Source organism: Shimia sp. CNT1-13L.2 (assembly GCF_024331145.1).
GTDB lineage: Bacteria > Pseudomonadota > Alphaproteobacteria > Rhodobacterales > Rhodobacteraceae > Shimia.
This window is the reverse complement of the sequence record NZ_JANDJO010000001.1, coordinates 261,548-288,214: the sequence shown is the minus strand read 5'-3', so window position 1 is coordinate 288,214 and position 26,667 is coordinate 261,548. Positions and strand designations below refer to the sequence as shown.

The 26,667-nt window shown below is 62.7% G+C and carries 26 protein-coding genes and 1 riboswitch; of the genes, 12 read left to right on the top strand and 14 right to left on the bottom strand.

The genetic code is table 11. The features are described from left to right. Nucleotides 1–24 precede the first annotated feature (24 nt). The 4 genes from NNA36_RS01425 to NNA36_RS01410 are packed head-to-tail and all read right to left on the bottom strand — an operon-like array spanning nucleotide 25 to nucleotide 3,141. On the bottom strand, nucleotides 25–1,038 hold the full coding sequence (locus tag NNA36_RS01425) for an iron ABC transporter permease (protein ID WP_255103556.1): 1,014 nt from the start codon (nucleotides 1,036–1,038) through the stop codon (nucleotides 25–27). Between the two features lies 1 nt (nucleotide 1,039). Continuing rightward, on the bottom strand, nucleotides 1,040–1,990 hold the full coding sequence (locus tag NNA36_RS01420; protein WP_255103553.1) for an ABC transporter substrate-binding protein: 951 nt from the start codon (nucleotides 1,988–1,990) through the stop codon (nucleotides 1,040–1,042). A gap of 12 nt (nucleotides 1,991–2,002) precedes the next feature. Next, nucleotides 2,003–2,788, bottom strand: a complete 786-nt coding sequence (locus tag NNA36_RS01415; RefSeq protein WP_255103551.1) for an ABC transporter ATP-binding protein — start codon at nucleotides 2,786–2,788, stop codon at nucleotides 2,003–2,005. After that, complete coding sequence (locus NNA36_RS01410) at nucleotides 2,785–3,141, bottom strand: DUF1636 family protein (RefSeq protein WP_255103549.1); 357 nt, start codon at nucleotides 3,139–3,141, stop codon at nucleotides 2,785–2,787. The genes NNA36_RS01415 and NNA36_RS01410 overlap by 4 nt, the downstream gene beginning before the upstream one ends. Before the next feature lie 101 nt (nucleotides 3,142–3,242). After that, a riboswitch (cobalamin riboswitch) is annotated at nucleotides 3,243–3,445 on the bottom strand. A gap of 144 nt (nucleotides 3,446–3,589) precedes the next feature. Here NNA36_RS01410 and NNA36_RS01405 point away from each other — a divergent pair. Further along, nucleotides 3,590–4,915 (top strand): serine hydrolase, encoded by a 1,326-nt coding sequence (locus tag NNA36_RS01405; RefSeq protein WP_255103548.1) that lies wholly within the window; start codon nucleotides 3,590–3,592, stop codon nucleotides 4,913–4,915. On the opposite strand, the gene NNA36_RS01400 is transcribed toward NNA36_RS01405, so the two are convergent. Further along, complete coding sequence (locus NNA36_RS01400; RefSeq protein ID WP_255103546.1) at nucleotides 4,912–5,457, bottom strand: helix-turn-helix domain-containing protein; 546 nt, start codon at nucleotides 5,455–5,457, stop codon at nucleotides 4,912–4,914. The two genes, NNA36_RS01405 and NNA36_RS01400, sit on opposite strands and share 4 nt — an antisense overlap. Before the next feature lie 39 nt (nucleotides 5,458–5,496). Here NNA36_RS01400 and NNA36_RS01395 point away from each other — a divergent pair, with 39 nt between their 5' ends. Then, nucleotides 5,497–5,874 carry a VOC family protein gene (locus NNA36_RS01395; protein ID WP_255103545.1) on the top strand — a complete coding sequence of 126 codons (378 nt, stop codon included), beginning with the start codon at nucleotides 5,497–5,499 and terminating at the stop codon, nucleotides 5,872–5,874. Between the two features lie 144 nt (nucleotides 5,875–6,018). Beyond that, nucleotides 6,019–6,201 carry a hypothetical protein gene (locus NNA36_RS01390; RefSeq protein WP_255103544.1) on the top strand — a complete coding sequence of 61 codons (183 nt, stop codon included), beginning with the start codon at nucleotides 6,019–6,021 and terminating at the stop codon, nucleotides 6,199–6,201. A 39-nt stretch (nucleotides 6,202–6,240) separates the two neighbouring features. Here NNA36_RS01390 and NNA36_RS01385 read toward each other — a convergent pair whose 3' ends face one another. Further along, nucleotides 6,241–6,732: a TlpA disulfide reductase family protein gene (locus tag NNA36_RS01385; RefSeq protein WP_255104378.1), complete on the bottom strand. Its 492-nt coding sequence runs from the start codon at nucleotides 6,730–6,732 to the stop codon at nucleotides 6,241–6,243. Nucleotides 6,733–6,862: 130 nt separating this feature from the next. Here NNA36_RS01385 and argH point away from each other — a divergent pair, with 130 nt between their 5' ends. From argH to NNA36_RS01360, 5 genes are all read left to right on the top strand, one after another. Further along, nucleotides 6,863–8,251, top strand: a complete 1,389-nt coding sequence (gene argH / locus NNA36_RS01380; RefSeq protein ID WP_255103543.1) for an argininosuccinate lyase — start codon at nucleotides 6,863–6,865, stop codon at nucleotides 8,249–8,251. After that, a complete protein-coding gene (locus tag NNA36_RS01375; RefSeq protein ID WP_255103541.1) occupies nucleotides 8,251–8,397 on the top strand; it encodes an argininosuccinate lyase in 147 nt (48 codons plus the stop codon). The genes argH and NNA36_RS01375 overlap by 1 nt, the downstream gene beginning before the upstream one ends. An 86-nt stretch (nucleotides 8,398–8,483) precedes the next feature. Further along, a complete protein-coding gene (locus NNA36_RS01370; protein ID WP_255104402.1) occupies nucleotides 8,484–8,657 on the top strand; it encodes a hypothetical protein in 174 nt (57 codons plus the stop codon). A 112-nt stretch (nucleotides 8,658–8,769) separates the two neighbouring features. Continuing rightward, on the top strand, nucleotides 8,770–10,035 hold the full coding sequence (gene lysA / locus NNA36_RS01365) for a diaminopimelate decarboxylase (RefSeq protein WP_255103539.1): 1,266 nt from the start codon (nucleotides 8,770–8,772) through the stop codon (nucleotides 10,033–10,035). A gap of 33 nt (nucleotides 10,036–10,068) precedes the next feature. Continuing rightward, nucleotides 10,069–12,627 (top strand): TIGR02302 family protein, encoded by a 2,559-nt coding sequence (locus tag NNA36_RS01360; RefSeq protein ID WP_255103538.1) that lies wholly within the window; start codon nucleotides 10,069–10,071, stop codon nucleotides 12,625–12,627. Between the two features lie 59 nt (nucleotides 12,628–12,686). Here NNA36_RS01360 and NNA36_RS01355 read toward each other — a convergent pair whose 3' ends face one another. Next, a complete protein-coding gene (locus NNA36_RS01355; RefSeq protein ID WP_255103536.1) occupies nucleotides 12,687–13,769 on the bottom strand; it encodes a zinc-ribbon domain-containing protein in 1,083 nt (360 codons plus the stop codon). Between the two features lie 148 nt (nucleotides 13,770–13,917). Here NNA36_RS01355 and NNA36_RS01350 point away from each other — a divergent pair, with 148 nt between their 5' ends. The 3 genes from NNA36_RS01350 to NNA36_RS01340 are packed head-to-tail and all read left to right on the top strand — an operon-like array spanning nucleotide 13,918 to nucleotide 16,249. Further along, entirely contained in the window at nucleotides 13,918–14,598 is a 681-nt protein-coding gene (locus tag NNA36_RS01350; RefSeq protein WP_255103534.1) for an ATP-binding cassette domain-containing protein, read from the top strand. Between the two features lie 2 nt (nucleotides 14,599–14,600). Continuing rightward, nucleotides 14,601–15,497 carry an FtsX-like permease family protein gene (locus tag NNA36_RS01345; RefSeq protein ID WP_255103532.1) on the top strand — a complete coding sequence of 299 codons (897 nt, stop codon included), beginning with the start codon at nucleotides 14,601–14,603 and terminating at the stop codon, nucleotides 15,495–15,497. After that, nucleotides 15,497–16,249: a 1-acyl-sn-glycerol-3-phosphate acyltransferase gene (locus NNA36_RS01340; RefSeq protein ID WP_255103531.1), complete on the top strand. Its 753-nt coding sequence runs from the start codon at nucleotides 15,497–15,499 to the stop codon at nucleotides 16,247–16,249. Before NNA36_RS01345 ends, NNA36_RS01340 begins: the two co-directional genes overlap by 1 nt. A 215-nt stretch (nucleotides 16,250–16,464) precedes the next feature. Here the strand turns inward: NNA36_RS01340 and NNA36_RS01335 are convergent, their stop codons facing one another. Beyond that, nucleotides 16,465–16,827 (bottom strand): hypothetical protein, encoded by a 363-nt coding sequence (locus tag NNA36_RS01335; RefSeq protein ID WP_255103528.1) that lies wholly within the window; start codon nucleotides 16,825–16,827, stop codon nucleotides 16,465–16,467. A gap of 376 nt (nucleotides 16,828–17,203) precedes the next feature. Here NNA36_RS01335 and NNA36_RS01330 point away from each other — a divergent pair, with 376 nt between their 5' ends. Beyond that, on the top strand, nucleotides 17,204–18,598 hold the full coding sequence (locus NNA36_RS01330; protein WP_255103526.1) for an aminotransferase class V-fold PLP-dependent enzyme: 1,395 nt from the start codon (nucleotides 17,204–17,206) through the stop codon (nucleotides 18,596–18,598). Between the two features lie 47 nt (nucleotides 18,599–18,645). Here the strand turns inward: NNA36_RS01330 and NNA36_RS01325 are convergent, their stop codons facing one another. From NNA36_RS01325 to NNA36_RS01300, 6 genes are all read right to left on the bottom strand, one after another. Then, nucleotides 18,646–19,050 carry a PaaI family thioesterase gene (locus NNA36_RS01325; RefSeq protein WP_255103524.1) on the bottom strand — a complete coding sequence of 135 codons (405 nt, stop codon included), beginning with the start codon at nucleotides 19,048–19,050 and terminating at the stop codon, nucleotides 18,646–18,648. A 267-nt stretch (nucleotides 19,051–19,317) separates the two neighbouring features. Beyond that, on the bottom strand, nucleotides 19,318–20,715 hold the full coding sequence (gene lpdA, locus NNA36_RS01320; protein WP_255103522.1) for a dihydrolipoyl dehydrogenase: 1,398 nt from the start codon (nucleotides 20,713–20,715) through the stop codon (nucleotides 19,318–19,320). Between the two features lie 70 nt (nucleotides 20,716–20,785). Further along, nucleotides 20,786–21,652: a sulfotransferase family 2 domain-containing protein gene (locus NNA36_RS01315; RefSeq protein ID WP_255103520.1), complete on the bottom strand. Its 867-nt coding sequence runs from the start codon at nucleotides 21,650–21,652 to the stop codon at nucleotides 20,786–20,788. 103 nt (nucleotides 21,653–21,755) lie between these two features. Beyond that, nucleotides 21,756–22,025 (bottom strand): hypothetical protein, encoded by a 270-nt coding sequence (locus tag NNA36_RS01310; RefSeq protein WP_255103518.1) that lies wholly within the window; start codon nucleotides 22,023–22,025, stop codon nucleotides 21,756–21,758. 173 nt (nucleotides 22,026–22,198) lie between these two features. Continuing rightward, on the bottom strand, nucleotides 22,199–23,695 hold the full coding sequence (gene odhB / locus NNA36_RS01305; protein ID WP_255103516.1) for a 2-oxoglutarate dehydrogenase complex dihydrolipoyllysine-residue succinyltransferase: 1,497 nt from the start codon (nucleotides 23,693–23,695) through the stop codon (nucleotides 22,199–22,201). Between the two features lie 6 nt (nucleotides 23,696–23,701). Beyond that, nucleotides 23,702–26,659 (bottom strand): 2-oxoglutarate dehydrogenase E1 component, encoded by a 2,958-nt coding sequence (locus tag NNA36_RS01300; protein WP_255103514.1) that lies wholly within the window; start codon nucleotides 26,657–26,659, stop codon nucleotides 23,702–23,704. Nucleotides 26,660–26,667 lie beyond the last annotated feature (8 nt).

The following is a 26,667-nucleotide window of genomic DNA, read 5'->3' as shown; positions in this document are numbered from 1 at the left end:
GGCGTGGCGTCAACGCAGCGGCGTTTATCTGTCTGCCTTGCTGGCCCGGAACAGGATCAGGAAGACGAAGGCCGAGCCAAGCGAGGTGGTGACGATGCCGACGGGCAGTTCCTGTGGTGCAAGCAGGAGGCGGCTGAGGATATCGGAGCCGGTGAGCAGCATGGCGCCGATCAGGGCGGCGGCCGGAACAAGGTGGCGGTGCAGCGGGCCGACGATGCCGCGGGCGATGTGGGGCACCATTAGGCCGACAAACCCGATGACCCCGGCGACCGAGACAAAGACGGCGGTGGCGAGGGCGGCGACAAAGAACATGCGAAAGCGCAGGCCCTGAACGGGGACGCCGAGGGTTGCCGCGGTCAGGTCTCCGGTGAGCAGCGCATCAAGCCAGCGGTTGCGGTAGAGGGCATAGGCGAGGATAAGCGCAAGGCCGGTGCAGACAAGGGGGAAGGATTCCCAGCGGGCAAGGCCGAGGCCGCCCAGCATCCAGAAGATCACCGAATGCGCGGCGCGGCTGTCGCCGGCGAAGATCAGGTAGTTGGTGATGGCCGAGAACAGGAAGGAGACCGCAAGGCCTGCGAGGATGAGCTTTTCGGGGGCGCTCATGCGCAGGCCGTGGACAAGGGCGAGAACGATGCCGGAGGCGATCAGGCCACCGCAGAAGGCGGCAAGCGGCAGGGTCCAGAGGCCAAGGATGTCGCCTGTTACGGTGATGACAAAGACGGCCCCGGCGGCGGCACCGGAGGAGAGGCCGAAGAGAAATGGATCGGCAAGGTCATTGCGGGTCGTGGTTTGCAGGACAACGCCGACGATCCCGAGGCCCGCGCCGATGACGGCGGCAAACAGGGCACGCGGCAGGCGCAGGTCAAAGACGATGCGGTGCAGGGGCGACATGTCGCCTTCGGTGAGGCCGGTGCCAAGCGCGATTGCGGCGATGGTCTCGGACAGGGGAATGGATGTCGTGCCATAGGCGGCCGACAGCAGGACGAGGGCGATCAGGATGACCGCCCCCGCGAAGGTTATGAGGCCGAAGCGGCCCATATCAGTTCAGGCCCGGGTGCATGGCCTTGGCCATTTTCGAGATCGCGGCGATGTTTGCCGGCCCCGGGGTTAGCTCTTCGTAGCGCAGGCCGATCCATCGGGCGTTCTTGACGGCGTCGGTTTGCGACATCACCGGATGTTCCTGAAGGAACTTGAAGGTGTCCTCGGCGCCGTTGCCCGTCTGGTAGTCGAGCAGGACGAGGAATTCCGGATTGGCGGCGGCAACGGTTTCCCACGAAGTGCGGCCCCAGCTGGTGTCCATACCGTGGGTGATGTTCTCGCCACCGGCGGCGGCAATCATCGCGTCGGGGATGGCGAATTTGCCGGCGGTGAAGGGGGCATCGGCAGGACCATCTAGCAGGAAGACGCGCGGTTTGGCGAGGTCGGCGGTTTTCGCTTCGATCGCGGCCAACTCGTCTTGCCAGCCGGAGACCAGCGCGGCGGCTTTGTCCTCAACCTGCATCACCTTGCCGAGGCGCAGGACGTCGTTGAACAGGAGGTCCATGCTGGCCTGGGGGCGGTTCTTGTCGAGGTGGACGCAGCTTTCGGTCAGGATCATGGTCTTGATGCCGAAGGGGGCGAGGGTGTCAGGGGTGACTTCGCCGCCGGGTTTCATGCCATAGTACCAGCCCGCGAAGAACAGGTCGGGTTGGGCGGCCACGAGGTTTTCGACGGTGGGGTATTTCGGCGCGAGCTCGGGGATGTCGCCGCGCAGGGTGTCGAATTCCGGGCTGGTCTTGTACCAGCCGGTGATGCCGGTGAGGCCGACGATCTTGTCCTGAAGATCAAGCGCGAAGGCCATGTCGGTCATGTTCATGTCATGTACGACAAGACGTTCCGGTGCCTTCTCGAAGGTCAGCGGTTCGCCGCAGTTGTCGACGGTCATGCCGCCGGCGGTCGCGCTGGTGGCCAGAGCGGCGATAATTGCGGCAGGCCAGAGTTTGGGGATCATGGGGATTTCCTTTTAGGTTTTGGTGTTCGTTTTGCGGATGTCGAGGGCCGGAATGATGCGGCCCTGATGCGGGAGTTGCAGGTAATCGACGCCGAAGGTTGCGAGGACGTTGTCCGGTGTCAGAACGTCCCCTGTGGGGCCGAAGGCGGCGAGGCGGGTCGACTTCATCAACGCGACATGGGTGGCGAACTCGGGGATCAGCACGAGGTCGTGCAGGATCATCACCACGGTGATGCCGAGATCGGCCACGAGAGACAGCATTCGGCCCTTGGCATCGGGGTCGAGGTGGTTGGTGGGTTCATCCAGAAACAGCAGCGACGGGTTCTGGGCCAGAGCGCGGGCGATATGGGCGCGTTGCCGTTCGCCGCCGGACAGGCGACCCATCTTCTGCGAGGCGAGTCCCCTGAGGCGGGTCAGGTCGAGGATGCGGTCAAGGTCGTGTGCGTTGTCGTCCTGCGAGGCATCCGCGCGGATCGGGATTTGGCCCAGTGCCACATAGTCGCGCAAGGTAAGGCGACCGTCGGGGGCTTCTTGCTGGCTGACCACGGCGATGGTGCGGGCGCGTTCCATTGCGGACAGCTGTTTCAGGTTCTGCCCCTTGATCCAGATGTCACCGTCGGACGCGGGCTCGAGACCGCAGAGGAGTTTGAGCAGCGTCGTTTTTCCGGCACCGTTGGGGCCGGCGATGGCAAGGATCGCCCCTTCGTCGACGTCAAAAGAGACGTCGTGCAGCAGGGTGTTGCCGTTCGGGGTGCGGAAGCTGACGTTCTGGACCGAGAGAAAGGCGGTGTCTGTCATGAGGTGCCCCCCGACGGAAGGGCGGGCATGCGTGACAGGGTTTTCCTGAACAGGGCGCGTGGCCGGTTGGTGGCATTGGTCCAGCCGTCCGGCGTATCACGGTATTGGCGCGCGAACGCTGCCAAAGCGTCAAGATCTGCGCGGGTCTCAATCTCGCCGAACAGGTATTGCGCCTTGTCGGGGGCCTGAAACCCGACGGTCTGGCCGTGGTCACAGCCTGCCATGCAGGAGACCAGCCGAATGGCAAACCCGTCGGGCAGGGTGCCGGACAGACGGTCGGACAGTGCTTGTGCGTGGGCCTGGCTTTTGCAGGTGTCGCAGATCAGAAGAAAGTGGTCAGGATGATCGCTCATGTCCCGCTCCGCCTGTCGCCATGCGGGGAGGGAAGGTGCCAGTCATGTCAAAACGCAAGGAACGCGTCATCTTAGCCTCCTTCCAGGACACCCCGTCCCGGGTTGGTTGAACAGATGATGGCAGGTCTCCTGACTTGCGGGTCATGGCGCGGCCACCCTTCCCAGCCTGTCGGCCAGTGGATCGTGGCGTTGCTCACCGCTTACAGTTGCGGGGGCAGTTGCGGATTTGGCCGTGGTTGGCCGCACCGCATTCCCTTTTCATCCCCTTGGCGTACCTTGGGGAACCATCGTCGCAAACTGGTGCCTGAGAATGCGGATTGCGTCAATGAGAATTGTCGCAGGGCTTGCACGTTCGTTTGTGGCGCGCGCGGTGGACGACAGGGGGGGATGCTCTAAATTTTGGGAAGAGAGGGCGTGATTTGGCCCTGCCATCGGGAGAAATTTCCAAATGACACTTTTCAAGAACACGGTTTTCGCTGGTGCGGCCCTTGGTGTGGGGCTGACTGTTGGCATGGCGCGGGCCGAGACGCTGGATGCGCGGCAATCGGATCCGCGGGTGATGGGGTGGATGCAGGGGTTTCCACCGCCTGCGGACAAGATCATCACGCAGCCTGATTCGAACTATTTCAGTTTCCCCAAGCTGCGCTGGTCGGTGTGCCATCTTCGCGAGTTCCTGCCCACCGAAGAGATCAGCCGCGGGATCGGGGCGCCGGTGCCGCTTGATTACCCGTCGCCTGCGGCTTTTGCCGAGATGCGGGCCGAGATCGACGCGCTGACCTTTGTGCCGATGAACAGCGATGCCGAGATGACCTGGGACGAGTCGCTTTATGCCAATTACACCGACGGGATGCTGATCCTGCACAAGGGGCAGGTGGTCTACGAGCGGTATTTCGGCTGTCTGGAGGAAGACGGCAAACACGCGATCATGTCGATGACCAAGTCGATCACCGGCCTTCTGGGGGAAATCCTCGTGGCCGAGGGGGTGCTGGACGAGACCCCGCTTGTGCGTGATCTCATTCCCGAGATCGAAGGGAGCGCCTTTGCCAGCGCCACGGTGCGCGAGGTGATGGATATGACGACGGGGGTGAAATACTCGGAGGATTATTCGGACCCCGAGGCCGATATCTGGCTGTATTCCCGCGCGGCCAGCCCGCTGCCGAAACCCGAAGGCTACGAGGGGCCGGACGGGTATTGGCAATACCTGCAACAGGTGCAACCCGAGGGCGCGCATGGGGAGGCCTTTCATTACAAGACCATCAATTCCGACATGCTTGGCTGGATCATCAGCCGCGTCACGGGACAGTCGGTGACCGAGCTTGCATCCGAGCGTCTGTGGCGGCGCATGGGGGCCGAGCAGGACGCTTATCAGACGGTGGATGGCAAGGGGGTGCCCTTTGCCGGTGGCGGTGTGACGGCGGGGCTGCGGGATCTCGGCCGGTTGGGGATGCTGATGCTGAACCAGGGCGAGATCAACGGTACGCGGCTGTTCCCCGCCGAGGTGGTGCGCAGGATTGCGGCCGGGGGTGATCCGGCCAAGTTCGCGGGTTTTCCGACCCTTGAGGGCGGCAGCTACACAAGCCAGTGGTGGGTGTTCCACAATCCACACGGGGCCTTTGCGGCGCGGGGGGTGCACGGCCAGACGATCTATGTCGATCCCACGGCCGAGATGGTTCTGGTAAGGCTGGCCTCTTACCCGAAGGCGCAGAACGGGTTCATCGATCCGACCTCGCTGCCGGCCTATCAGGCGGTGGCCGAGTATCTGATGACCCGCTAGGGCGACAGGGTGATGCGGGGGGCCGCGATGCGGCTGAGGGCGAGGCCGGTATTGATCGGGCTGTAGAGCGGTCTTGGCGGGCGCGATGCGGTGCTGACGTCGCGCAGGACCCATTCGTGATCTTCCATGATCCTGAGCGATTGCGACAGGGCGCGGTCGGTGATGCGGCCGAGGTGCCTGCCGATCTCGTTGAAGTGGCGGGGGGCTTGCAGGGTGCTTAGGATGGGCAGAACCCATGTGCGGCGCAGGAGGGGGAGACCGGCAGGGGTGGTCGCCTGATGTACCGCATGGGCCAGGGCGGCGGCCTCAATTCCTTGAGCTGTCAGGCGGAACTCGGGGCGCAGCGGGTGGCCGTGGCCGGGGTTGCGCTCGATGAGGTCGATGTCGATCAGGTGTTGCAGGCTTTGGGCAAAGGCGGTGCGGCCTGCCCCCGTGGCCGCAAGCAGGGGCGCCTGTCTGGCCTGTGTCCCCTCGTGGAGCCTGGCAAGGATGGGCAGGGTCCAGGCGCGGGAGGTGATGTTGACAAGGGCTGCAATGTCCATAAAGTATAGTTAATACATTTTCAGACAGAGGAAAAGATGATGTCGCTGATTTCTTTGCAAGACACGATTACCATCGCCATGTCGGTGAAGGACCGCCATGCCAGTGCCAAGTGGTATGCCGACATGCTGGGGTTCGAGACGCTGTATCACGCGGATGAGGCGGGCTGGTCGGAGATTGCCACCCGCACGGCGGGGGTGACCATCGGCTTTGGTGAACAGATCGAACCTGCCCCGGGCAACTGTGTGCCGGTTTTCGGAATCGCCGACATCGACGCGGCGCGCAGCACGCTGGAAGGTGCGGGTGTGGGGTTTGACGGGCCGACCGAGGTGATCGAAGGCATGGTCAAGACGGCCACCTTCTATGACCCGGACGGCAACGCCCTGATGCTGGCGCAGGACCTGACCGACCAGTCGTGACGCTATCCAGAACTTCAGGGGCCGTCGGGTGAAGATGGCCCGTGATTTTCGAAATCATTTCATGTGATTTCAAAGTTTTGCCAAATTCTTGTGAAACCTAGGGTTGTGGTTGAGCGCCACGGTTCTACGGATGAGTTTGGTGTGATGCGGGTATTGTTCGGGGTTTTGTTGGCCGGTTTTCTGCTGGGCCTGTTCGCCGTTGGCTGGAGCGCTTTGAAGGTGCTGGAAAGGCGGATGGACGCGTCGGTTGAGGCTGGGGAGCGGGCCGAGCCGGCACGGGAGGATCGCAGGGGGCCTGTGAACCGGTTGCCGCAGTCGACGAACTGAGGCGGTTGCTGCGCCCCCGCGGGGGAGGCGCAGGCGCGTTTACTTGGAGGTTTCGATCACGCGGGCGAGGATGGCCTTGGCGTTGTCGCTGTTCCATTCGGCATCACCGATGAGGCGACCGATTTCCTGACCGTCGCGGTTGAGCAGGACCGTCACCGGCAGGCCGTGGACAGCCATTTCACGGGCCAGGTTGGCCTTGGGGTCGCGGTGCATGGGCAGGTTGTCGACGTTGATGCTGTCGAAGAATTTCTTGATGGCGGGCAGGGGGCCACGACCGGTGGAGAGGGTCACGACCTCGAAGTCATCGCCGCCCAGTTCGGTTTGCAGTTCCGACAGCATCGGCATTTCGTGACGGCAGGGGGCGCACCATGTGGCCCAGAAGTTCAAGAGCACGATCTTGCCCTGATAGTCGGCCAGGGTCATGGCATTGCCATTGGCATCTTCGAAGGCCTTGGACGAGACCGGACGTGGTTCCTTGTGGACGATCAGCTTGCGCATGTCGCCCTCGCGCATCTCGGTGATTTCGCTCATGTCGGCGGCAGATGCGCCGGGAGCGGTATTCACGATGAAAACTAAGGCAATCGCCGCAATTGCACAGAGGGCCTTGCCCATGTAAACCAGCGCGGACTTCGACATTCCATTTCCCTCCGAAGGGCAGACCATGACCAAAGATACCTCGAACCAGATGTGGGGCGGCCGTTTCGCCGCCGGACCGGACGCAATCATGGAGGCGATCAACGCCTCGATCGGGTTCGACCAGCGGATGGCGGCGCAGGACATTGCAGGCTCGCGGGCCCATGCGGCGATGTTGGCCGCGACAGGCATCGTGACAGATAGCGACGCCGAGGCGATGAGGGAAGGGCTTCTCACGGTCTTGTCAGAGATCGAGACCGGCAAGTTCGAATTCTCGACCGCGCTGGAAGACATCCACATGAACGTGGAAGCGCGTCTGAAAGAGATCATCGGCGAGCCGGCGGGACGTCTGCACACCGGACGGTCGCGCAACGACCAGGTGGCGACCGACTTCAAACTGTGGGTGCGCGACCAGATCGACGCGGCGATTTCCGGTGTCGAGGCGCTGATCCGGGCGCTTCTGGCGCAGGCCGAAGCCGGTGCGGATTGGGTGATGCCGGGCTTTACCCACCTGCAGACCGCGCAACCGGTGACATGGGGGCATCACATGATGGCCTATGTCGAGATGTTCGGCCGCGACAAGAGCCGCTTTGAAGACGCCCGCAAGCGGATGAACGAATCGCCCCTGGGTGCGGCGGCGCTGGCGGGGACGTCTTTCCCGATCGACCGCCACATGACCGCCGAGGCGCTGGGCTTTGACCGTCCGGCGGCGAACTCGCTCGATGCGGTTTCGGACCGTGACTTTGCGCTCGAGTTTCTGGCGGCGGCGTCGATCTGTGCCATGCACCTGAGCCGGTTTGCCGAAGAGCTGGTGATCTGGTCCTCGGCGCAGTTCCGTTTCGTGACCCTGTCGGACCGGTTCTCGACCGGATCGTCGATCATGCCGCAGAAGAAGAACCCCGATGCGGCCGAGCTGATCCGGGCCAAGATCGGCCGGATTTTTGGTGCCAATACCGCGTTGTTGATGGTGATGAAGGGGCTGCCGCTGGCCTATTCCAAGGACATGCAGGAAGACAAGGAACAGGTCTTTGATGCCGCCGACAACCTGATGCTGGCTTTGGCGGCGATGGAAGGCATGGTCAAGGACATGTCCGCCAACCGCGAGTCGCTCGAGGCGGCGGCGGGCAGCGGGTTCTCGACCGCGACCGATCTGGCGGACTGGCTGGTGCGGGCGCTGAACATGCCGTTCCGCGATGCGCACCACGTAACCGGAACCCTTGTGGCGATGGCCGAATCGCGCGGCTGTGACCTGCCTGATCTGTCGCTGGAGGATATGACCTCGGTTCACGGTGCGATCACCGAGGATGTCTTTGGCGTTCTGGGCGTGCATAACTCGGTGGCCTCGCGCACCTCTTATGGCGGCACGTCGCCGGTGCGGGTTCTGGAGCAGGTGGCCCGCTGGAAAGAGGCGCTTTGATGCGCGCGGCGATCCTTCTGGCGCTGGTCCTGGGCGTTGCCGCGTGCAGCGCCCCGCCGCTTGCCCCTTCGGCGACACCACCCGCGCCGAAACCGGAGACTGGTGTTACCGTGAGCGGACAGGCGCGGGTCGGGGTGACATTCTGAACTTTGGGCGTCAGGCCGCGCATGGCTTTGCGGCCAGGCGTGGGGCGCTGTAGACTTGGGGCAGCTCGATGAAAGGGAATCATGTGATGCGCGTTCTTGTTGCCTTGGGTGTGATGGCGTTGGTTGCGGCCTGCGGCGTGGATGGTGAACCCGTGCCGCCGACCATGAACACGACAATCGGAATCGGCACCAACGGGGTGCATGGTGGCGTGAGCGTCAATTCCGGTCCGGTGACCCTCTCGGTTGGCAACTGGTTCTGAGCGGGGTCCGCCTCCGGCGGGAGTATTTTCAGTACATTGAAGACTGATTGATTGATTGCCCTCGGCCTGCTGGCTATGAGGGGCGAAGGATTTCGCGTGGAAGGACGGGCTGATGGATCATTTTCTCTATCGTGACGGGGCGTTGTTTGCCGAAGACGTGCCGGTGGCCGAGATTGCCGCCGCGGTGGGCACGCCGTTCTATTGTTATTCCACGGCGACGCTGGAGCGCCATTTCCGCCTGTTCGACGAGGCGCTGGAGGGGATGGACCACCTTGTCTGTTACGCGATGAAGGCGGCGAGCAACCAGGCGATCCTGAAGACCCTTGCCGAGTTGGGCGCGGGTATGGATGTGGTGTCGGGCGGCGAATATGCCCGCGCGATTGCAGCCGGTGTGCCGGGGGAGCGGATCGTGTTTTCCGGTGTCGGCAAGACGGCCGAGGAAATTCGCGCGGCGCTGAGCGGGGGCATTCGCCAGTTCAACGTGGAATCCGAGCCGGAGATGGAAGTGATCAACGCTGTGGCGCTTGAGCTGGGTGTGGTGGCACCGATCACCGTGCGGGTGAACCCGGACGTGGATGCCAAGACCCATGCCAAGATCGCGACCGGCAAGAGCGAGAACAAGTTCGGCATCCCGATCAGCCGGGCGCGCGAGGTTTACGCCCATGCCGCCAGCCTTCCCGGCCTCAAGGTGGTCGGGATCGACGTGCATATCGGCAGCCAGCTGACCCAGCTTGAGCCTTTCAAGCTGGCCTATGAGAAGGTGGCGGCGCTGACCGAGGAGTTGCGGGCGGACGGGCACGAGATTATCCGGCTCGATCTTGGGGGCGGTCTGGGCATTCCCTATACCCGTTCCAACGATGCCCCGCCGCTGCCGGTGGAATACGGGGCGCTGATCCAGGAGACGCTGGGCCATCTTGGTTGCGAGATCGAAATCGAGCCGGGCCGCCTGATTGCGGGCAATGCCGGGATCATGGTGTCGAAGGTGATCTATGTGAAAGAGGGCGAGGATCGCGAATTCATGATCGTGGATGGCGCGATGAACGACCTGATCCGCCCGGCGATGTACGAGGCACATCATGATATCGTGCCGGTGATCGAGGCCGAGGCGGGTGTGGACAAGCACACCTATGACATCGTGGGTCCGGTCTGTGAAACCGGCGATACCTTTGCCAAGGAGCGGGTGATGGAACCGGTGGCGGCCGGTGACCTGATCGCCTTCCGCAGTGCGGGGGCCTATGGGGCGGTGATGGCGAGCGAATACAACTCGCGGCCGCTGATCCCCGAGGTTCTGGTCAAGGGGGATCAATTTGCGGTTATCCGCCGACGCCCGACCTTTGACGAAATGATAAATCGCGATACCATTCCTGAGTGGCTCTAGGACACTTATGTCCTGGGTCATTCGAGGAATCGTATGACCAACGCGAACAAGACGCCTGACAAAGTGATGAAACGGCTGGGCCGGGTTCTGGCCGTGACCCGTGTCGGTATGCTGGCCGAGCGGGTGACGCGCGGGTTCTGGCCGCTGTGGTCCTTGTGTTTCGTTGTGCTGGCCGCGTTGATGATGGGGCTGCACGAGCAGCTTTCCCTGGAATTCTTGTGGACTTCGGGTCTCGTGGTGGTGGCGGCCGGGCTGTGGTTCCTGTGGCGCGGTGCGCGCGGGTTTGCCGTGCCGAGCCGCGACGAGGCGATGGCGCGGCTGGATGCGACGCTGCCGGCGCGTCCCTTGCAGGCGCTGAACGATACCCCTGCCGTCGGGGCGGATGACCCGGCATCGCAGGCGGTGTGGCGCGCGCATCAGGCGCGGATGCTGAAGACGCTGGACGGGGTCGAGGCGGCGGAGCCTGACCTGAAGGTGTCGCGGCTTGATCCCTTCGGGCTGCGCTATGTGGCGGTTCTGGCCTTGTCGGTGGCCTTCCTGTTCGGCTCGTTTGCGCAGGTGCGCACCGTGGGCGAGATGGCGCAGGGCGGTGCGGCGGTTCTGACCGGGCCGTCGTGGGAAGGCTGGATCGAGCCGCCGGCCTATACCGGACGGCCTTCGCTTTATCTTGCCGATCAGCCGGAAGGGGAGCTGGAGGTGCCGGAAGGCAGCCGCGTGATCCTGCGGTTTTATGGCGAGGTCGGGGCGCTGACGCTGGCGGAAAGCGTGTCGGCGCGGGTCGAGGATGTTCCGAGTGCCGCCGACCCTGAGCAGGATTTCACCGTGGCGCGGTCAGGGCAGCTGGCGGTTGAGGGCGAAGGCGGGCGCGGCTGGGATATTGTCATGCTCGCGGATGGAGCGCCGCAGGTGGCGGTTGCCGGCGCGGCGGATGTGTCGGCGCGGGGGGAGATGAGCCTGCCGTTCGAGGCGGTGGACGATTACGAGATCGTGGCCGGGTCGGCGCGGATATCGCTTGATCTCGAGGCGGTCGTGCGGCGCTATGGGCTGGCATTTGCGCCAGAGAGCATGGTGCCGATCGAGGTGGAGCTGCCGCTGCCGGTTGCCGGTGGGCGGGACAGTTTCAAGGAGGTGCTGATCGAGGATTTCTCGAAGCACCCCTGGGCGCATTTGCCGGTTCGGATTGCCCTCAGTGTTGAGGATGCGGCGGGGCAGGTGGGGGTCGCAGAGGACTTGCGGACCGATCTGCCGGCGCGGCGGTTCTTCGATCCGATGGCGGCGGCGGTGATCGAGTTGCGGCGCGACCTTTTGTGGTCGCGTGACAATGGCCCGCGCATTGCCCAGCTTTTGCGTGCGATTTCGCATCGGCCGGAAGAGGGCATCTTTCAGGACGAGACAAGCTATCTGCGGCTGCGGACAATCCTGCGGCGTCTGGAGAATGCCTTGCCCTATGGGTTGGCGGATGCTCAGGTTGCGGAACTGTCAGAGGCGATGTGGGAGTTGGCGATCCTTCTGGAGGATGGCGATCTGGATGACGCGCTGGACCGGATGCAGCGGGCGCGGGACCGGTTGGCCGAGGCGATGAAGAACGGGGCCAGCGAGGAGGAAATCGCGCGCCTGATGCAGGAGTTGCGCGAGGCGACGCAGGATTACCTGCGGCAGTTGGCGCAGCAGCAGAACCGCGAGATGGAAGATCTTGATCCGTCGGAGAGGGAGTTTGCCGAGAATTCCACGACGCTTAATCAGGATGATCTGCAGCGGATGATGGACCGCATTCAGGAGCTGATGGAACAGGGGCGGATGGCCGAGGCTATGCAGGCGCTCGAGGAGTTCCAGCAGATGATGGAAAACATGCAGGTCACGCAGGGACAGGGACAGGGCCAGCAGGGCGAGGGCGAGCAGGCGATGGAAGGTCTTGCCGAGACCCTGCGCGAACAGCAGGGGTTGTCGGATCAGGCGTTCCGTGAATTGCAGGAACAGTTCAACCCCGGCGCCAATACGGGTCAGAGCCAGGGCAACGAAGGTTACAGCGGGGGCGAAGGGCGCGGACAGGCGCATGACGGCACCGGTGAAGGCTCGGGCGAGGGGCAGGAAGGCGAAAGCGGTACGCCCGGCGCGCTGGCCGATCGGCAGCGGGCTTTGAGAGATCAGCTTGATGCCCTGCGCAACGGGATGCCGGGGCAGGGGACGCCCGAGGGCGATGCCACCGCCGAGGCGCTGGGACGTGCGGGTGAGGCGATGGACAACGCGGAAGATGCCTTGCGGGGCAATGATCTGGGGGAGGCCATCGACCAGCAGGCGCAGGCGATGGAGGCGTTGCGCGAAGGTATGCGCAATCTGGGTGAACAGATGGCCAACCAGAACCAGGGGCAGGGTCAGGAAGGACGGCAGGAGGCGCAGAGCGGCCTGCAGGATCCGCTGGGGCGCAGCCGCAACGGGCGCAATGGTCAGGTCAACGGCGATGCGTTGTTGCAGGATGAGGATGTCTATCGGCAGGCGCGTAAGCTTTTGGATGAAATCCGCCGTCGCGCCGGAGAGGCCGAACGCAGCGAGGAAGAACGCGGGTATCTGCGTCGGCTGCTGGATCGGTTCTAGGGGATTTCAGGCGTTAGTGGCCAAAGAAACCGCCCGGCCATGATGCCGGGCGTTTTTCGTTAGTTGACTTCGCCACCGGCTGCGGCGGCTTTCTCGTCGAGCCACAACATGCCCTCGGTGACCATGGTGTCGAGCCACAGACGCGCGGCGTTGACCTTGTCCATGAAGATCATGACATAGGGTTCGCCCGCCGGCCATGCGGCAACAATCTCGCGGTTGTAGACATAGGCGAGGATGATCATGGCAGCGATCAGCATGGTGAAGCCGAAACCAAGGCGGAAGCCCGAGTTGCGACGACGGCGGGCAGGCGCTGCGGCGGCTGCGGTCTCGCCGATGCCGCGTTCGTCGGCTGAACGGAGCGTCGAGTTGATTTCCTCGATGTCAGGCAGGAGTTCGCGGCGTGAATGGTGTTCTTCGGCTTCTGCGACGTCTTCTTGCGGTTCGGCCTCTTCGGGCAGGCCGCGGATACGGCGCATGCGGGCGCGGGCACCGGCGGCCATGTCATCCTTGTCGTCCAGACCAAGGTCGGGCTGGGATTCGAGATCGGCGAGGCTTTCTTCTGCGCGTGCGGAGGCTTCGTGTTCGGCTTCCTGCCGCAGGATGTCGGCCACGTTCGGATCGATCTTGCGGCGCTCACGACGCTGGACCGGCGCTTCGCCGGTGTCTTCTGCTTCCGGGATGTCTTCGGGGTCGGGGACCGGTTCGAAGGCGCTTTCTTCCTCTGCCGGTGCCTCTTCAGCGTGGCGGGCGGCGGCATCGGCGATCATGTCGGCAATCGCCGAGACTGTGTCCTCGCTCAGTTCAGCCTCGGCCGGTTCAGCTTCGGGTTCCGGGTCTGGTGTCGGTTCGGTGTCGAAGGTGAAATCGGGCGGCTGCACCTCATGTTCCTGAGCCTCGGGTTCCGGTGCAGGTTCGGGGGCAGCAGCAACTTCTGGCGTAGGTTCGGGAGCGGGCGCATCCTCGGCCCAGCTTTCGTCGGGGGTGGAGGTGCCAAGCTCGGCTGCCATCTCCACGTCCTGATCCGGGTGCATCTGGAACCACGTATGTCCGCAGTTCGAACATTGCACATCGCGCCCGGATTCCGGGATGACCTCGGTGGGCACTTCGTATTGTGCACCGCAATTCGGGCAGCTTAGCCGCATATTGTCCCTCTGGATGTCCCCAACCACTTATTCTTGTGGCAGCATATGGCCTAAGTGGCCTTTGGAAAAGAGCAAAGCCGCTCGGGACGGATTGAAACCAAGCTGTGGCTCAGGCACAACGGGACCTGAGTAAACGAGGGCGCGTCTTGTGATAGAACTTGAGAACATTGCCTATAGCTATGGTGGTGGAGAGCTTCTGAGTGACGTGTCGCTCAAGCTTTCGCCGGGATCGTTCCATTTCCTGACCGGCCCGTCGGGGTCGGGGAAGACCACTTTCCTCAAGCTGTGCTATGGCGCGTTGGTGCCGACGGCGGGGCGTGCCGAGCTGTTTGGCAAAGAGGTGCGCGAGATGGACCGCGACGATCACGCCATGGCACGGCGGCGGATCGGGGTGGTGCATCAGGACTGTCAATTTCTTGATCACCTGCCGGTGGCCGACAACGTGGCGCTGCCGCTGACGGTGGCGGGGCGCGATGATCTCGAGCAGGTGTCGAACCTCAAGGAGTTGATGCACTGGGTCGGGCTTGGCAACAAGGCCAGCGCCCTGCCGCCCGAGCTTTCGGGCGGGGAACGTCAGCGTGCGGCGCTGGCGCGGGCGGTGATCATGTCGCCGGATGTGGTGCTTGCCGATGAGCCGACGGGCAACGTGGACTGGGATATGTCGCAGCGCCTGTTGCGGCTGCTGATCGAGCTGAACCGGATGGGCAAGACCATCATGATCGCCACCCACGACCTGAACCTGATCCGCGCGGCGAAGGCGCAGAAGGTGCAGGCGCGGGTGCTGCGGATTGCAAACCGCAAGGTGCAACTGGCGGGGGCGGACCTGTGAGCGTGGGGCAGAGCATCAAGTTGTTCATCGTCGGGGATGTCTATCGCGATCGCGTGGTGCCGCCGTCGGGGATCACGGCGCGGCTGACCGGTTTTGCAGCGGCGGCGATGGCGTTTCTTGCGGTCTTTGCGCTGGCGTTGTCGCTGGCGTCGGGGCGGCTGGCGGCCCGATGGGGGGACGAGCTGGCACGCAGTTCGACGCTGCGCATTTCGGCCCCGGCGGGGCAGATGGCCGACCAGACGGCGGCGGCGATCCGGGTGCTGGAGACCACGCCCGGCGTGGCGGATGCGCGGGCCCTGTCGTCGGACGAACAGCGGGCCTTGCTTGAGCCGTGGTTCGGGCCGGAACTGCCGGTCGAGAGCCTGCCGATTCCGCAGTTGATCGAGATACTGGAGACTGAAGAGGGCTATGATGCCGCCGGGTTGCGGTTGCGGTTGCAGGCGGAAGTGCCGGGGGCGGTGCTGGATGACCATACGCGCTGGCGCAAGCCGCTTGAGCAGGCTGCGGCGCGGCTGCGGCTCTTGGGGATCGTGGCAGTGTTGCTGATCGGGGCAACGACGGCTGCGATGATCACCCTTGCGGCGCAGGCAGCGCTGGCGGCGAACGCGCAGGTGATCTCGGTTCTGCGGCTGATCGGGGCGCAGGACAGCTATATCGCGCAGGCCTTTGTGCGCCGCTTTACCCTGCGGGCGCTGGCGGGGGCCCTGGTGGGCACGGTCGCGGGCGGGGCGGCGGTGTTCCTGTTGCCATCGGCGCAGGAAGAGGGCGGGTTCCTGACCGGGCTTGGCTTTCAGGGCGCGGCGTGGTTGTTGCCCTTGTTGATCGTGCCTCTTGCTGGCATGGTCGCCTTCTTTGCAACCCGCGCGGCGGCGCGCAGAACGTTGAGAGGTCTGGATTGATGCGCAAGGCGGTACAGTGGGTTCTGTCCATTTTCTACGTGGTTCAGAACGCGGTCATGATGCTGGCGATGGGCATCGTGTTTTTCCCCTGGGCGCTGGTGTCGCCGAAGGGGGCGATGACCGCCTGCAAGGCCTATGCGACCTGGGCGCTCTGGAGCGCGCGATGGATCGTGGGCATCCGTTCCGAGGTGCGCGGCGAGGTGCCGACGGGCGCGGTTCTGGTTCCGGCCAAGCACCAGTCGTTCCTCGATATCATGATGATCTTCAAGGCGGTGCCGCAACCGCGTTTTATCATGAAGTACGAGTTGCTGTTCACGCCGATCATCGGGGTCTATGCGTGGCGTCTGGGATGTGTGCCGGTGCGCCGGGGCAAGCGGGGTGCGGCGATCAAGGCGATGCTGGCTGATGTTGAAAGCGGCCGCGTGCCGCCGGGCCAGTTGGTGATCTATCCGCAGGGCACGCGGGTGCCGGTGGGCGAGTATCGCCCTTACAAGGTGGGGCCTTATGTTCTCTACAAGGAGACCGGGCAGGATGCGGTGCCTGTGGCGACCAATGCCGGGATGTTCTGGCCCAAGGGCACCATGCTGCGCACGCCGGGGCTGGCGGTGGTCGAGTTTCTTGATCCGATTGCCTCGGGCAAGGCGCAGGATGCCTTCATGGCAGAGCTGGAAGACGAGGTGGAGACCCATTCCAACGCCTTGATGCGCGAGGCGGGGTTTGAGGCTGAACAGGAAGTGAAGGCGGTGTCCTGATCCGTCCTGCCTTTGCGATGACGTGAACGCCCGCCGGCCGGTGGGCGTTTTTCTTTGTGTCCTGTTCGAAAAAGATCGTGGGCGGTGCGACGGAAATGGCTGGCTGTTGCGTATGACCCTGTACTCGTTGGTTTTGCGAGACGCGCCCACTCACGGAGCGTATGTGCGGTAATCCGTGCGAACGACAGCCTTGGTCCCCCCGGGGCTGTCGTTTTTTAGGTGTGGGACCAGGGTTTCGCAAATTCGCCCGCCATCCATGCCTTTGTCATCGCGGTTTCCTGAAGCTTTACCTCGGGGTCGAGGCGCAGGGAGGGGAATTCGGTTTCCACCAGTCCCGCGATCATGTTGGCAAGCGCGTTACCCTGATCCCGGGTCAGGCCGGTCTTGCGGTCATGGAATTGTATGGAACAGCTGCGATCGTCGAATTTCAGAAAGGTTTCGGACAGGGGGTCGATCCAGAGAAGGTTGCCGTCTTTGGGAACGTATGAAACGAGGCCAAGCGCATCGAGTGCAGGCAGCTGAGCGCCGCGATGCTGGGGAAGGCAGACTTCGGCAAAGAGAGAATAGATGCTATCCACGCGCGTCGGGTTCTGCTGACACATCTTCTGGCCCACCAGGCCGATTGCGAAGCCAACGATGATGACAGACTAAAGAATACGTTTTTGCATGAAAGGCCGGACTGAAAAGGGGAGTTGGTTGAAAGGGATTGGCGGTAGTTCTGGTGATGCCGTGCAGGTGAGGCCGTGAGCAATGCTCTGGTGGCTGGTTTGAGGCCTTTTTGACCAATGCTGCGCTCCACACATATTGAAGTGATGCGCCAAAAGCCGCCATTGATCCGGATCAGTATCTGGTTCGTGAGCGTTGCAATAGTGCTAGGCGAAAACCGCATGTTTCGGGTCGATTGAAAAATTCGAGATTGGTACTTTTCTTCGAAAGTAACCACAGGATCTCCCCATGCACGGACGCGATGCACTCTTCCCAAACCTTGACCAACTGATGGACGCAGAAAATGCGTTGACCGAGCGGCTCAACCAGGCTCGCCGTGACTACGCCAGTCGCAGTGCGACCTCGGCGGAGTTGACGCCTGATTGGTTAGTGGAGTTGAAATCCAAGCGGTTTGAACAGTCGGAAGACCTTGAACCGCTGATGGACTGGGTGATTGATGCGCTCGACACTGGCAGTGTGCAGATGACTCATCCCGGATATCTTGGCCTGTTCAATCCGGCACCTACCTTTGCCGCAGAATGTGCGGATCGGATCGCGTCGATGTTCAATCCGCAAATCTGTGTGTATTCCCATGCGCCTGCTGCCGTCGAAATCGAACAGCATGTCATCAATGAAGTGGCCCGACGCGCAGGACTTCCCAAGAGGTCTGGAGGGCATTTTACCAGTGGCGGTGCCGAGGCCAATTCGACGGCTGTTTTATGTGCCTTGCAGGCGAAATGTCCGGAGTACAGCGACAAGGGCATCTATGCGTTCGGCGGTCAGCCGACGATTTACGTCTCGAAGGAAAGCCATCTTGCATGGTTGAAGATGGCGCATTCGGCTGGCATCGGGCGCAACGCCGTTCGATTGATCGCAACTGATGGTCAAGGCCAGATGGACGTGGATTGCCTTGCGGTCGCCATTGATGAGGATTTGAAAAACGGTTGCGTTCCGGTTCTGATTGTGGCCACTGCTGGCACCACGAATGCAGGGATGATCGACCCTCTCAAACCTTGCGGTGCTCTGGCCCAGAAACATGGCATGTGGTTTCACGTTGATGCGGCATGGGGCGGCGCAATGATTACCAGCAAGGCAGGGCGGTCCGTGCTGGATGGTATTCAGCAGGCGGATTCTATCACGATTGACGCCCATAAATGGTTCGCCACCACGATGGGGGCAGGCATGTTCCTGACCTCACGCCCCGACATACCGGCACAGGTATTCCGTATCTCGGCCAGCTACATGCCTGAAAGCGAGGCGGCCAAGGATTTCTATGTGAATTCGAACCAATGGTCACGTCGCTTCGTAGGATTGCGCCTGTTTCTCTCCCTTGGGGCCGCCGGATGGGACGGCTACGCAGACCATGTGGAACGCTCTATTCGACTGACGAACCGTTTCACGGAGAACCTGAAGAAGGCGGGGTGGTCGCAGGCAAACCGATCACTCATGGGGGTGAGCTGCATGGTTCCGCCGGAAGGGCACGACTCTGTGCAAGGCTATGTCGATACCGTTCACGCAGATGGGCGGTTCTGGGTTTCCAAGGCACTGTTCGAGGGCAAACCTGTTTTGCGGGCCTGCGTCACCAACGGACGCACGAACGAAGCGACCATTGACCAACTCACTGAATTCCTGACATCGGCTTAAGACAAAAAGGCACCCGTCATACGAATGGCGGGTACTCTCGAAGCTCTTCAACCTGCGCGCAAGTGGGTGGTTGTCATATCGATCAACAGACGACCCGTTTCTCCGCGAACTTCGGTGCGAATGACAATGAGTTTGCCACCGCGTTTGACCGTGGTGGATGTTGCGATCAGATCGCCCGTCCTTTCATTACCCGACAAGACTGTGTGAAGATCAACGGCGAGTGGAAAACCGGACCCGTCTTCACCAATGCTTTCCAAATCGCCGATTGCGCAGAGGGTCGCTGCGATGTCGGCAAACCAGATCAAGGCCCCAGCATGCATTGTCCCGAACGGGTTCTTTGCAGCTTCGGTCACCGGCATTCTGGCAACCACGCGTTCAGGCTCGCGGCTTTCAATAGTGAAGCCGATTTCGCCCTTCCATTCGTTCGCAGACAGCTTTTCTCTGATGTTCATCTCAATACCCTCGATTTTTTTGGTGACGAGAGCAGGCTTGCATCTGTGGCAAGTGAATTCGACCCAGAACTTGCGCAATCGGATTTTTGGTCCAAGTAGCGGAAAGTGCCCCTACCGGACATCTAAACATTCACCATGAAAGTCTGGAAAGTCCGAATAGCCGCCGTTTCAAATTGAGAAACCCTCGCAGACATCTGCGAGGGTTTCGGTGTTTGAAGCCTGTCGTGCCGTGCGGTGGGCGCAGGGCAGCGCACGGGGTTCGTACGATCAGCTGTGGATCGGGCCGTCGCCGCAAGCCAGGGCGGCTTCGCGCACGGCTTCCGAGTAGGTCGGGTGGGCGTGGCAGGTCAGGGCGATGTCCTGGGCCGAGGCACCGAATTCCATCGCAACACAGATCTCGTGGATCATGTCACCGGCCGACGGGCCGATGATCGCGGCACCCAGAACGCGGTCGGTTTCGGCATCGACGATGATCTTGGCAAAGGCACCTTCGGCCTGGCCAACGGCCTTGGCGCGGGCGTTGCCCATGAACATGAACTTGCCGACCTTGACCTTGCGGCCTTCGGCCTTGAGCGAGGCTTCGGTGGCACCAACGGTGGCCACTTCGGGAGTGGTATAGACGACGCCCGGGATCACGCCATAGTTCACGTGGCCGTGCTTGCCTGCCATCACCTCGGCGACGGCCATGCCTTCGTCTTCGGCCTTATGGGCCAGCATCGGGCCTTCGATCACGTCGCCGATGGCGTAGATGCCCGGCACGTTGGTGCGCCATTGGCCGTCAACGGCAACCTGGCCGCGTTCGGTCAGGGCAACGCCGACGGTGTCGAGGCCGAGGCCTTCGTAGTAGGGCTTGCGGCCGGTGGCGACCAGAACGACATCCGCGTCGAGCACTTCCTCGTCGCCGCCCTTCTTGGGCTGGTACTTGACCTTGGCCTTGGTCTTGGTGGTGTCGACACCCTGAACGGCGGCGCCCATGATGAACTTGAGGCCCTGCTTTTCGAGGATCCGCTTGAAGCTGCGCTGTACGTCGGCGTCCATGCCGGGGCAGACGGCGTCCATGTATTCCACGACGGTCACTTCGGCACCGAGGCGGGCGTAGACCGAGCCGAGTTCGAGACCGATGACACCGGCACCGATGACAACCATCTTCTTGGGCACTTTCGGCAGGTCGAGCGCACCGGTGGAATCCACGACGATGCCCTTGTCGTTGTCGACCTCGACACCCGGCAGCGAGGCGGGCACCGAACCGGAGGCGATCACGATGTTCTTGGTCTCATAGGTGGTGTCGCCGACCTTGACCTTGCCTGCGGCTTCGATTGTGCCGTAGCCCTTGATCCAGTCGATCTTGTTCTTTTTGAACAGGAACTCGATACCGCCGGTGTTCTGGCCGACGACGTCGGATTTGTAGGATTTCATCTGGTCCCAGTCGACCGAGGGGCTTTTGCCCTTGAGGCCGAGGTTGGCAAAGTTGTGTTCCGCTTCGTGCAGCAGGTGGGTGGCGTGCAGAAGCGCCTTGGAGGGGATGCAGCCCACGTTGAGGCAGGTGCCGCCCAGGGTTTCGCGGCCTTCGACCACGGCGGTTTTCAGGCCCAGCTGGGCGCAGCGGATGGCGGACACATAGCCGCCGGGGCCTGCACCGATGATGATGACGTCATATTGGGACATGGGTGTCTCCTAGTTTCGTTGGGGGAGCCTCAAGGCGACGATCCTGAGGGTACCGACAAGGGCTGGGGGGTTAAAGGTCATATCCGAAGGCCTCGAAATCCTTGGCGTAGAGGTCGCGGATGCGGTTGCGGGTGCCCGGGTCGGCGACATAGTCCTGTGTCGCGTCCCGGCCTTGATAGGTGCCGACGTTGCGGGGCTTTTCCGCGAAGGCCGCCGCGTGGTCGCGCGGCAGGTCAAAGCGGTCGGCCAGCTGTCGGAAAAAGCTTCCGAAGTCCTCGCATTTGCCGATGAGCGTGGGGGCGAGGATGTCGGGGCGAATGGTGTTGAACTGCGGGGCCCAGTGGCTTTCGACCAAAAGGCTGGTGTTGTTGGTCAGGCCATAGTCGATGTAGTCGAGAAAGCGTGTGAACCCTTCTGTGGTTCCGGCGTGGGTGTTCCAGTCAAAGCCGGTCAGGGCGCTGAGGCGGACGCGGTCGCCGGCAAACTGCGAGATGCTAAGTTCGTGCGAGCGGCAGAGGTAGTTGAAGGCAGAGACAAGGCGCGTCACGGGATGGCGCACCGTGGCCAGGTAGGTGGCCTCGCTCAGATAGCCGGGCAGCCAATTGACGTCCGACCGCTGGTGGACGAAACGGAAGACATTCAGGTTGGTCAACCGGTGCGGCAGGTTGTCTTCGTGAGCGTTGTCGGCTTCGATCAGGGAGGTCGTCAGGGGCACGCCGAATTCCGCCCAGAACAGGAAAGCCAGCGCTGTCGAGGTGCCGGATTTCCCGTTTGATTTGAAGATCCAGCGGCCACTGGGCGGGCTGACGAAATCGTGCAGGTAACGCACCATGTGGTGCTTGTGCGCAAATTGGTCGCCGTAGTGGGCGGCCAGCTTGTCAATCCGCTGCTGGGGCAGGCGGACGGGGCCCGGAATGTCGTGAAACAGCGCAGTCATGGCTCAATCGGCGCCTATCATCGGGACGTCATATTGGGACATGGTTGTGTTTCCTTGCGGACCTCGGTCCTTTTGCGTGTTTGGCCGCGTTGGGCGATCAGGGTTAGGCGGGGGTCAGGAGTTTGACGGAGACGTTGATGACGCCGTCGCGCTCCATGTGCATGGCAAGCTCTTCCGAGCCGAAGAAGGCGCGGGCGCGGTCGAGATCGGTTACGGCAAAGAGGGCAACGGCGTGGTCTGCCTTGTCCGGGTCGCTCCAGACGTGGAGGTCGACAATGCCCGAGGCCTTGCGGTTCTTGGCATCGTCCTTGAAGACCGTGAGCCAGGCGTCGAAGTCAGCGACGTCTGCTTGCCAGAGGATGTGAGTAGCCATGAGTCAGTTCCTTTGTTGTTTCCAACAGGATGCGCCATTCACGGGGGCTGCGCTTTGATTCCACTCAACTTTTGTTCGGGAGTGTAGCGAAGAGTGCGTCTGCCCGACTGTGCCGGGCAGCGAGTGATCCTCTCCACGAGCAGATACCCTGCCGTGGAGAGGATCGGTTTGGATTACAGATCCATCAGCAGGCGACGGGGGTCTTCCAGTGCCTCTTTTACGCGGACGAGGAAGGTCACGGCGCCTTTGCCGTCGACGATGCGGTGATCGTAGGACAGGGCCAGGTACATCATCGGGCGGATCTTGATCTCGCCGTTGATGACCATCGGGCGGTCCTGGATCTTGTGCATGCCGAGGATACCCGACTGCGGGGGGTTGAGGATCGGCGAGGACATCAGCGAGCCGTAGACACCACCGTTGGAGATGGTGAAGGTGCCGCCCTGCATCTCGGCCATGGAGAGTTTGCCGTCGCGGGCGCGGCGGCCTTTTTCACCGATGGCTTTCTCGATCTCGGCAAAGGACATCTTGTCGGCGTCGCGGATCACCGGAACCACGAGACCCTGCGGGGTGCCTGCGGCGATGCCCATGTGGACGTAGTTCTTGTAGACGATGTCGGTGCCGTCGATCTCGGCGTTCACTTCCGGCACTTCTTTCAGCGCGTGGCAGCAGGCCTTGGTGAAGAAGGACATGAAGCCCAGGCGGACGCCGTGTTTCTTTTCGAACTCGTCCTTGTACTGTTTGCGCAGCGCCATGGCCTCGGTCATGTCCACCTCGTTGTAGGTGGTCAGGATCGCGGCGGTGTTCTGCGCGTCCTTCAGGCGGCGGGCGATGGTCTGGCGCAGACGGGTCATCTTCACGCGCTCTTCGCGGGCGGCATCTTCGGCAGCAGACGGCGCGCGCGGTGCGGCGGCCGGGGCCGGGGCCGCAGCGGGGGCCGGGGCGATGGCGGCCTTGAGCACGTCTTCCTTCATGATGCGACCGTCACGGCCGGAGCCCTGTACGTTGGCTGGGTCGATGCCTTTTTCCGCCATCAGCTTGTTGGCCGAGGGGGCGTTTTCGACGTCTTTGCCAGCGGCTGCAGGCGCGGCAGCGGGGGCTGCGGCCGGAGCAGCGGCAGCAACGGCACCCGACGAGGAGATCACGGCCAGCTTGGCGGTGGCGTCCACGGTGGTGCCTTCCGGCGCGGTGATTTCAGCCAGAACACCAGCGGCGGGGGCCGGAACCTCGACCGACACCTTGTCGGTTTCCAGTTCGCACAGCATTTCGTCCTGGGCAACGGTGTCGCCAACGGCCTTGAACCAGGTCGAGACGGTGGCTTCGGTCACCGATTCACCAAGGGTCGGCACCATGACGTCCACGCTGTCGCCGCCAGCGGCTGCGGGGGCAGCGGCGGGCGCGGCTTCGGCGGCCGGGGCAGGGGCTGCGGCGGCGCCGTCACCGGCCACGATGGTCGCCAGCAGGGCATCAACGCCCACGGTGTCGCCTTCAGCGGCGATGATTTCGCCCATGACGCCAGCGGCCGGAGCGGGAACCTCGACGGTTACCTTGTCGGTTTCCAGCTCGCAGAGCATTTCGTCAACGGCAACGGCGTCGCCCGGTTTCTTGAACCAGGTGGCCACGGTGGCCTCGGTGACGCTTTCGCCAAGGGTGGGGACGCGAACTTCGGTCATGTGTCGTTATCCTTCGATGGTCAGCGCGGCATTCACCAGCGCCTCTTGTTGGGCTTTGTGTTGGCTTGCGAGGCCAGTTGCGGGCGAGGCCGATGCGGGACGGCCTGCGTAGGTCGGGCGGGTGTGCTTTGCCTTGATACGAGTGAGGGCCCACTCGATGTTCGGCTCGATGAACGACCACGCGCCCTGGTTCTTGGGTTCTTCCTGACACCAGACCATCTCGGCATCTTTGAAGCGGTCGAGCTCCTTGATGAGCGAGTGCGCCGGGAACGGATAGTATTGTTCGATCCGCATCAGGTAGACATCGTCGATGCCACGGGCGTCACGTTCTTCCAGCAGGTCATAGTAGACCTTGCCCGAGCACATGACGACGCGCTTGATGTCCTTGTCGGCCTTCAGCGCAGTGTCCGAGTTGCCCTGTTGTGCGTCGTCCCAGAGGACGCGGTGGAACGAGGAGCCATCGGTGAATTCGCTGGCTTCCGAGATGCAGAGCTTGTGGCGCAGAAGCGATTTCGGCGTCATCAGGATCAGCGGTTTGCGGAAACTGCGGTGGATCTGGCGGCGCAGGATGTGGAAGTAGTTGGCCGGGGTCGAGCAGTTCGCCACGATCCAGTTGTCGCCACCGCACATCTGCAGGAAGCGTTCCAGACGAGCCGAGGAGTGCTCGGGGCCCTGACCTTCGAAGCCGTGCGGCAGGAGGACGGTGAGACCTGACATCCGCAGCCATTTCGATTCACCCGAAGAGATGAACTGGTCGAACATGATCTGAGCACCGTTGGCGAAGTCGCCGAACTGGGCTTCCCAGAGGGTGAGCGCGTTCGGTTCCGCCAGCGAGTAGCCGTATTCAAAGCCCAGAACCGCGTATTCCGACAGGGCCGAGTCGATGACTTCGTATTGCGCCTGACCCTTGCGGATGTTGTTGAGCGGGTAGTAGCGTTCTTCGGTTTCCTGGTTCACCAGGCCCGAATGGCGCTGTGAGAAGGTACCGCGGGTGGCGTCCTGGCCCGCGAGGCGCACGTGGTGGCCTTCGGTCAGGAGCGAGCCATAGGCCAGTGCCTCGGCGGTGGCCCAGTCAAAGCCCTTGCCGCTTTCGAACATGGCTTTCTTGGTTTCCAGCAGGCGGCCAACGGTCCGGTGCAGCGGGAAGCCATCGGGCGCGGTGGTCAGGGCCTTGCCCACTTCGGCCAGCGTGTCCTCGGTGATCGAGGTCTTGCCGCGCTGGTAGTCGCCATCTTCGCGATCGAGGTGCGACCAGCGGCCATCCAGCCAGTCGGCCTTGTTGGGCTTGTATTCCTTGCCGATTTCGAATTCGTCGTTCAGCTTGGCCTGGAAGGCCGCCTTCATGTCTTCGATTTCGCCTTCGGGGATCAGGCCGTCCTTGACCAGACGCTCGGTGTAGAGCGACAGGGTGGTCTTGTGGCCCTTGATCTTCTTGTACATCACCGGGTTGGTGAACATCGGCTCGTCGCCTTCGTTGTGACCGAAGCGGCGATAGCAGAACATGTCGATGACGACGTCTTTCTGGAACTTCTGGCGGAATTCGGTCGCGACCTTGGCAGCGTGGACCACGGCCTCGGGGTCGTCGCCGTTGACGTGGAAGATCGGGGCTTCCACCACCAGGGCGTTGTCGGTCGGGTAGGGCGAGGAGCGCGAGAAGTGCGGCGCGGTAGTAAAGCCGATCTGGTTGTTCACCACGATGTGCATGGTGCCGCCGGTCTTGTGGCCCTTGAGGCCGGAGAGGGCGAAACATTCGGCCACGACACCCTGACCTGCGAAGGCAGCGTCGCCGTGCAGCAGGATCGGCATGACGGCGGTGCGCTCGTCATCATTGAGCTGGTCCTGCTTGGCGCGGACCTTGCCGAGAACAACCGGGTTCACCGCCTCGAGGTGCGAGGGGTTGGCGGTCAGCGACAGGTGCACGTTGTTGCCGTCGAATTCACGGTCGGAAGAGGCGCCGAGGTGGTATTTCACGTCGCCCGAGCCGTCCACGTCTTCGGGCTTGAACGAGCCGCCCTGGAATTCGTTGAAGATCGCGCGGTAGGGTTTCTGCATCACGTTGGCCAGAACCGAGAGGCGGCCACGGTGGGGCATGCCGATCACGATTTCCTTGAGGCCGAGCGAGCCGCCGCGCTTGATGATCTGTTCCATTGCCGGGATCAGCGATTCACCGCCATCCAGACCGAAACGCTTGGTGCCCATGTATTTGACGTGCAGGAATTTCTCGAAGCCCTCGGCCTCGACCATCTTGTTCAGGATGGCCTTGCGGCCTTCGCGGGTGAACTTGATTTCCTTGTCGTAACCCTCGATACGCTCTTTCAGCCAGGCGGCCTGCTCGGGGTTCGAGATGTGCATGTATTGCAGCGCGAAGGTGCCGCAGTAGGTGCGCTTCACGATGTCGACGATCTGGCGCATGGTGGCGATTTCGAGGCCGAGAACCTTGTCGATAAAGATCGGGCGGTCCATGTCGGCGTCGGTGAAGCCATAGGATTTCGGATCAAGCTCGGGGTGCGGGGTCTGGCTGCGCATGCCCAGCGGATCGAGGTCTGCAACCAGGTGGCCGCGGATACGGTAGGCCCGGATCAGCATCAGGGCGCGGATCGAATCCAGCACCGCCTGACGGACCTGTGCGTCGGAAACCTCGACGCCTTTCTCGGCGGCCTTGGCCTTGATCTTGTTGCCTGCCGCCTTGGCTTCGGAGGGTTCGGCCCATTCGCCGGTGAGGGCGGAGGTCAGCTCGTCCGCGGGTTGCGGCGGCCAGTCGGTGCGCTGCCACGAGGGGCCGTTTGCCTCGGCCTTGACGTCGAGTTCGGCGTCGCCCAGCTGGCGGAAGAAGGCCTGCCATGCCTCGTCAACGGCATTGGGATCGCTCGCGTAGCGGGCATACATCTGTTCGAGGTATTCCGCGTTGTGCCCCTGCATGAAGCTGGAGGCGTGGAAGATGTCGTTTGGGCTTTGGTCTGTCATATTCGAAG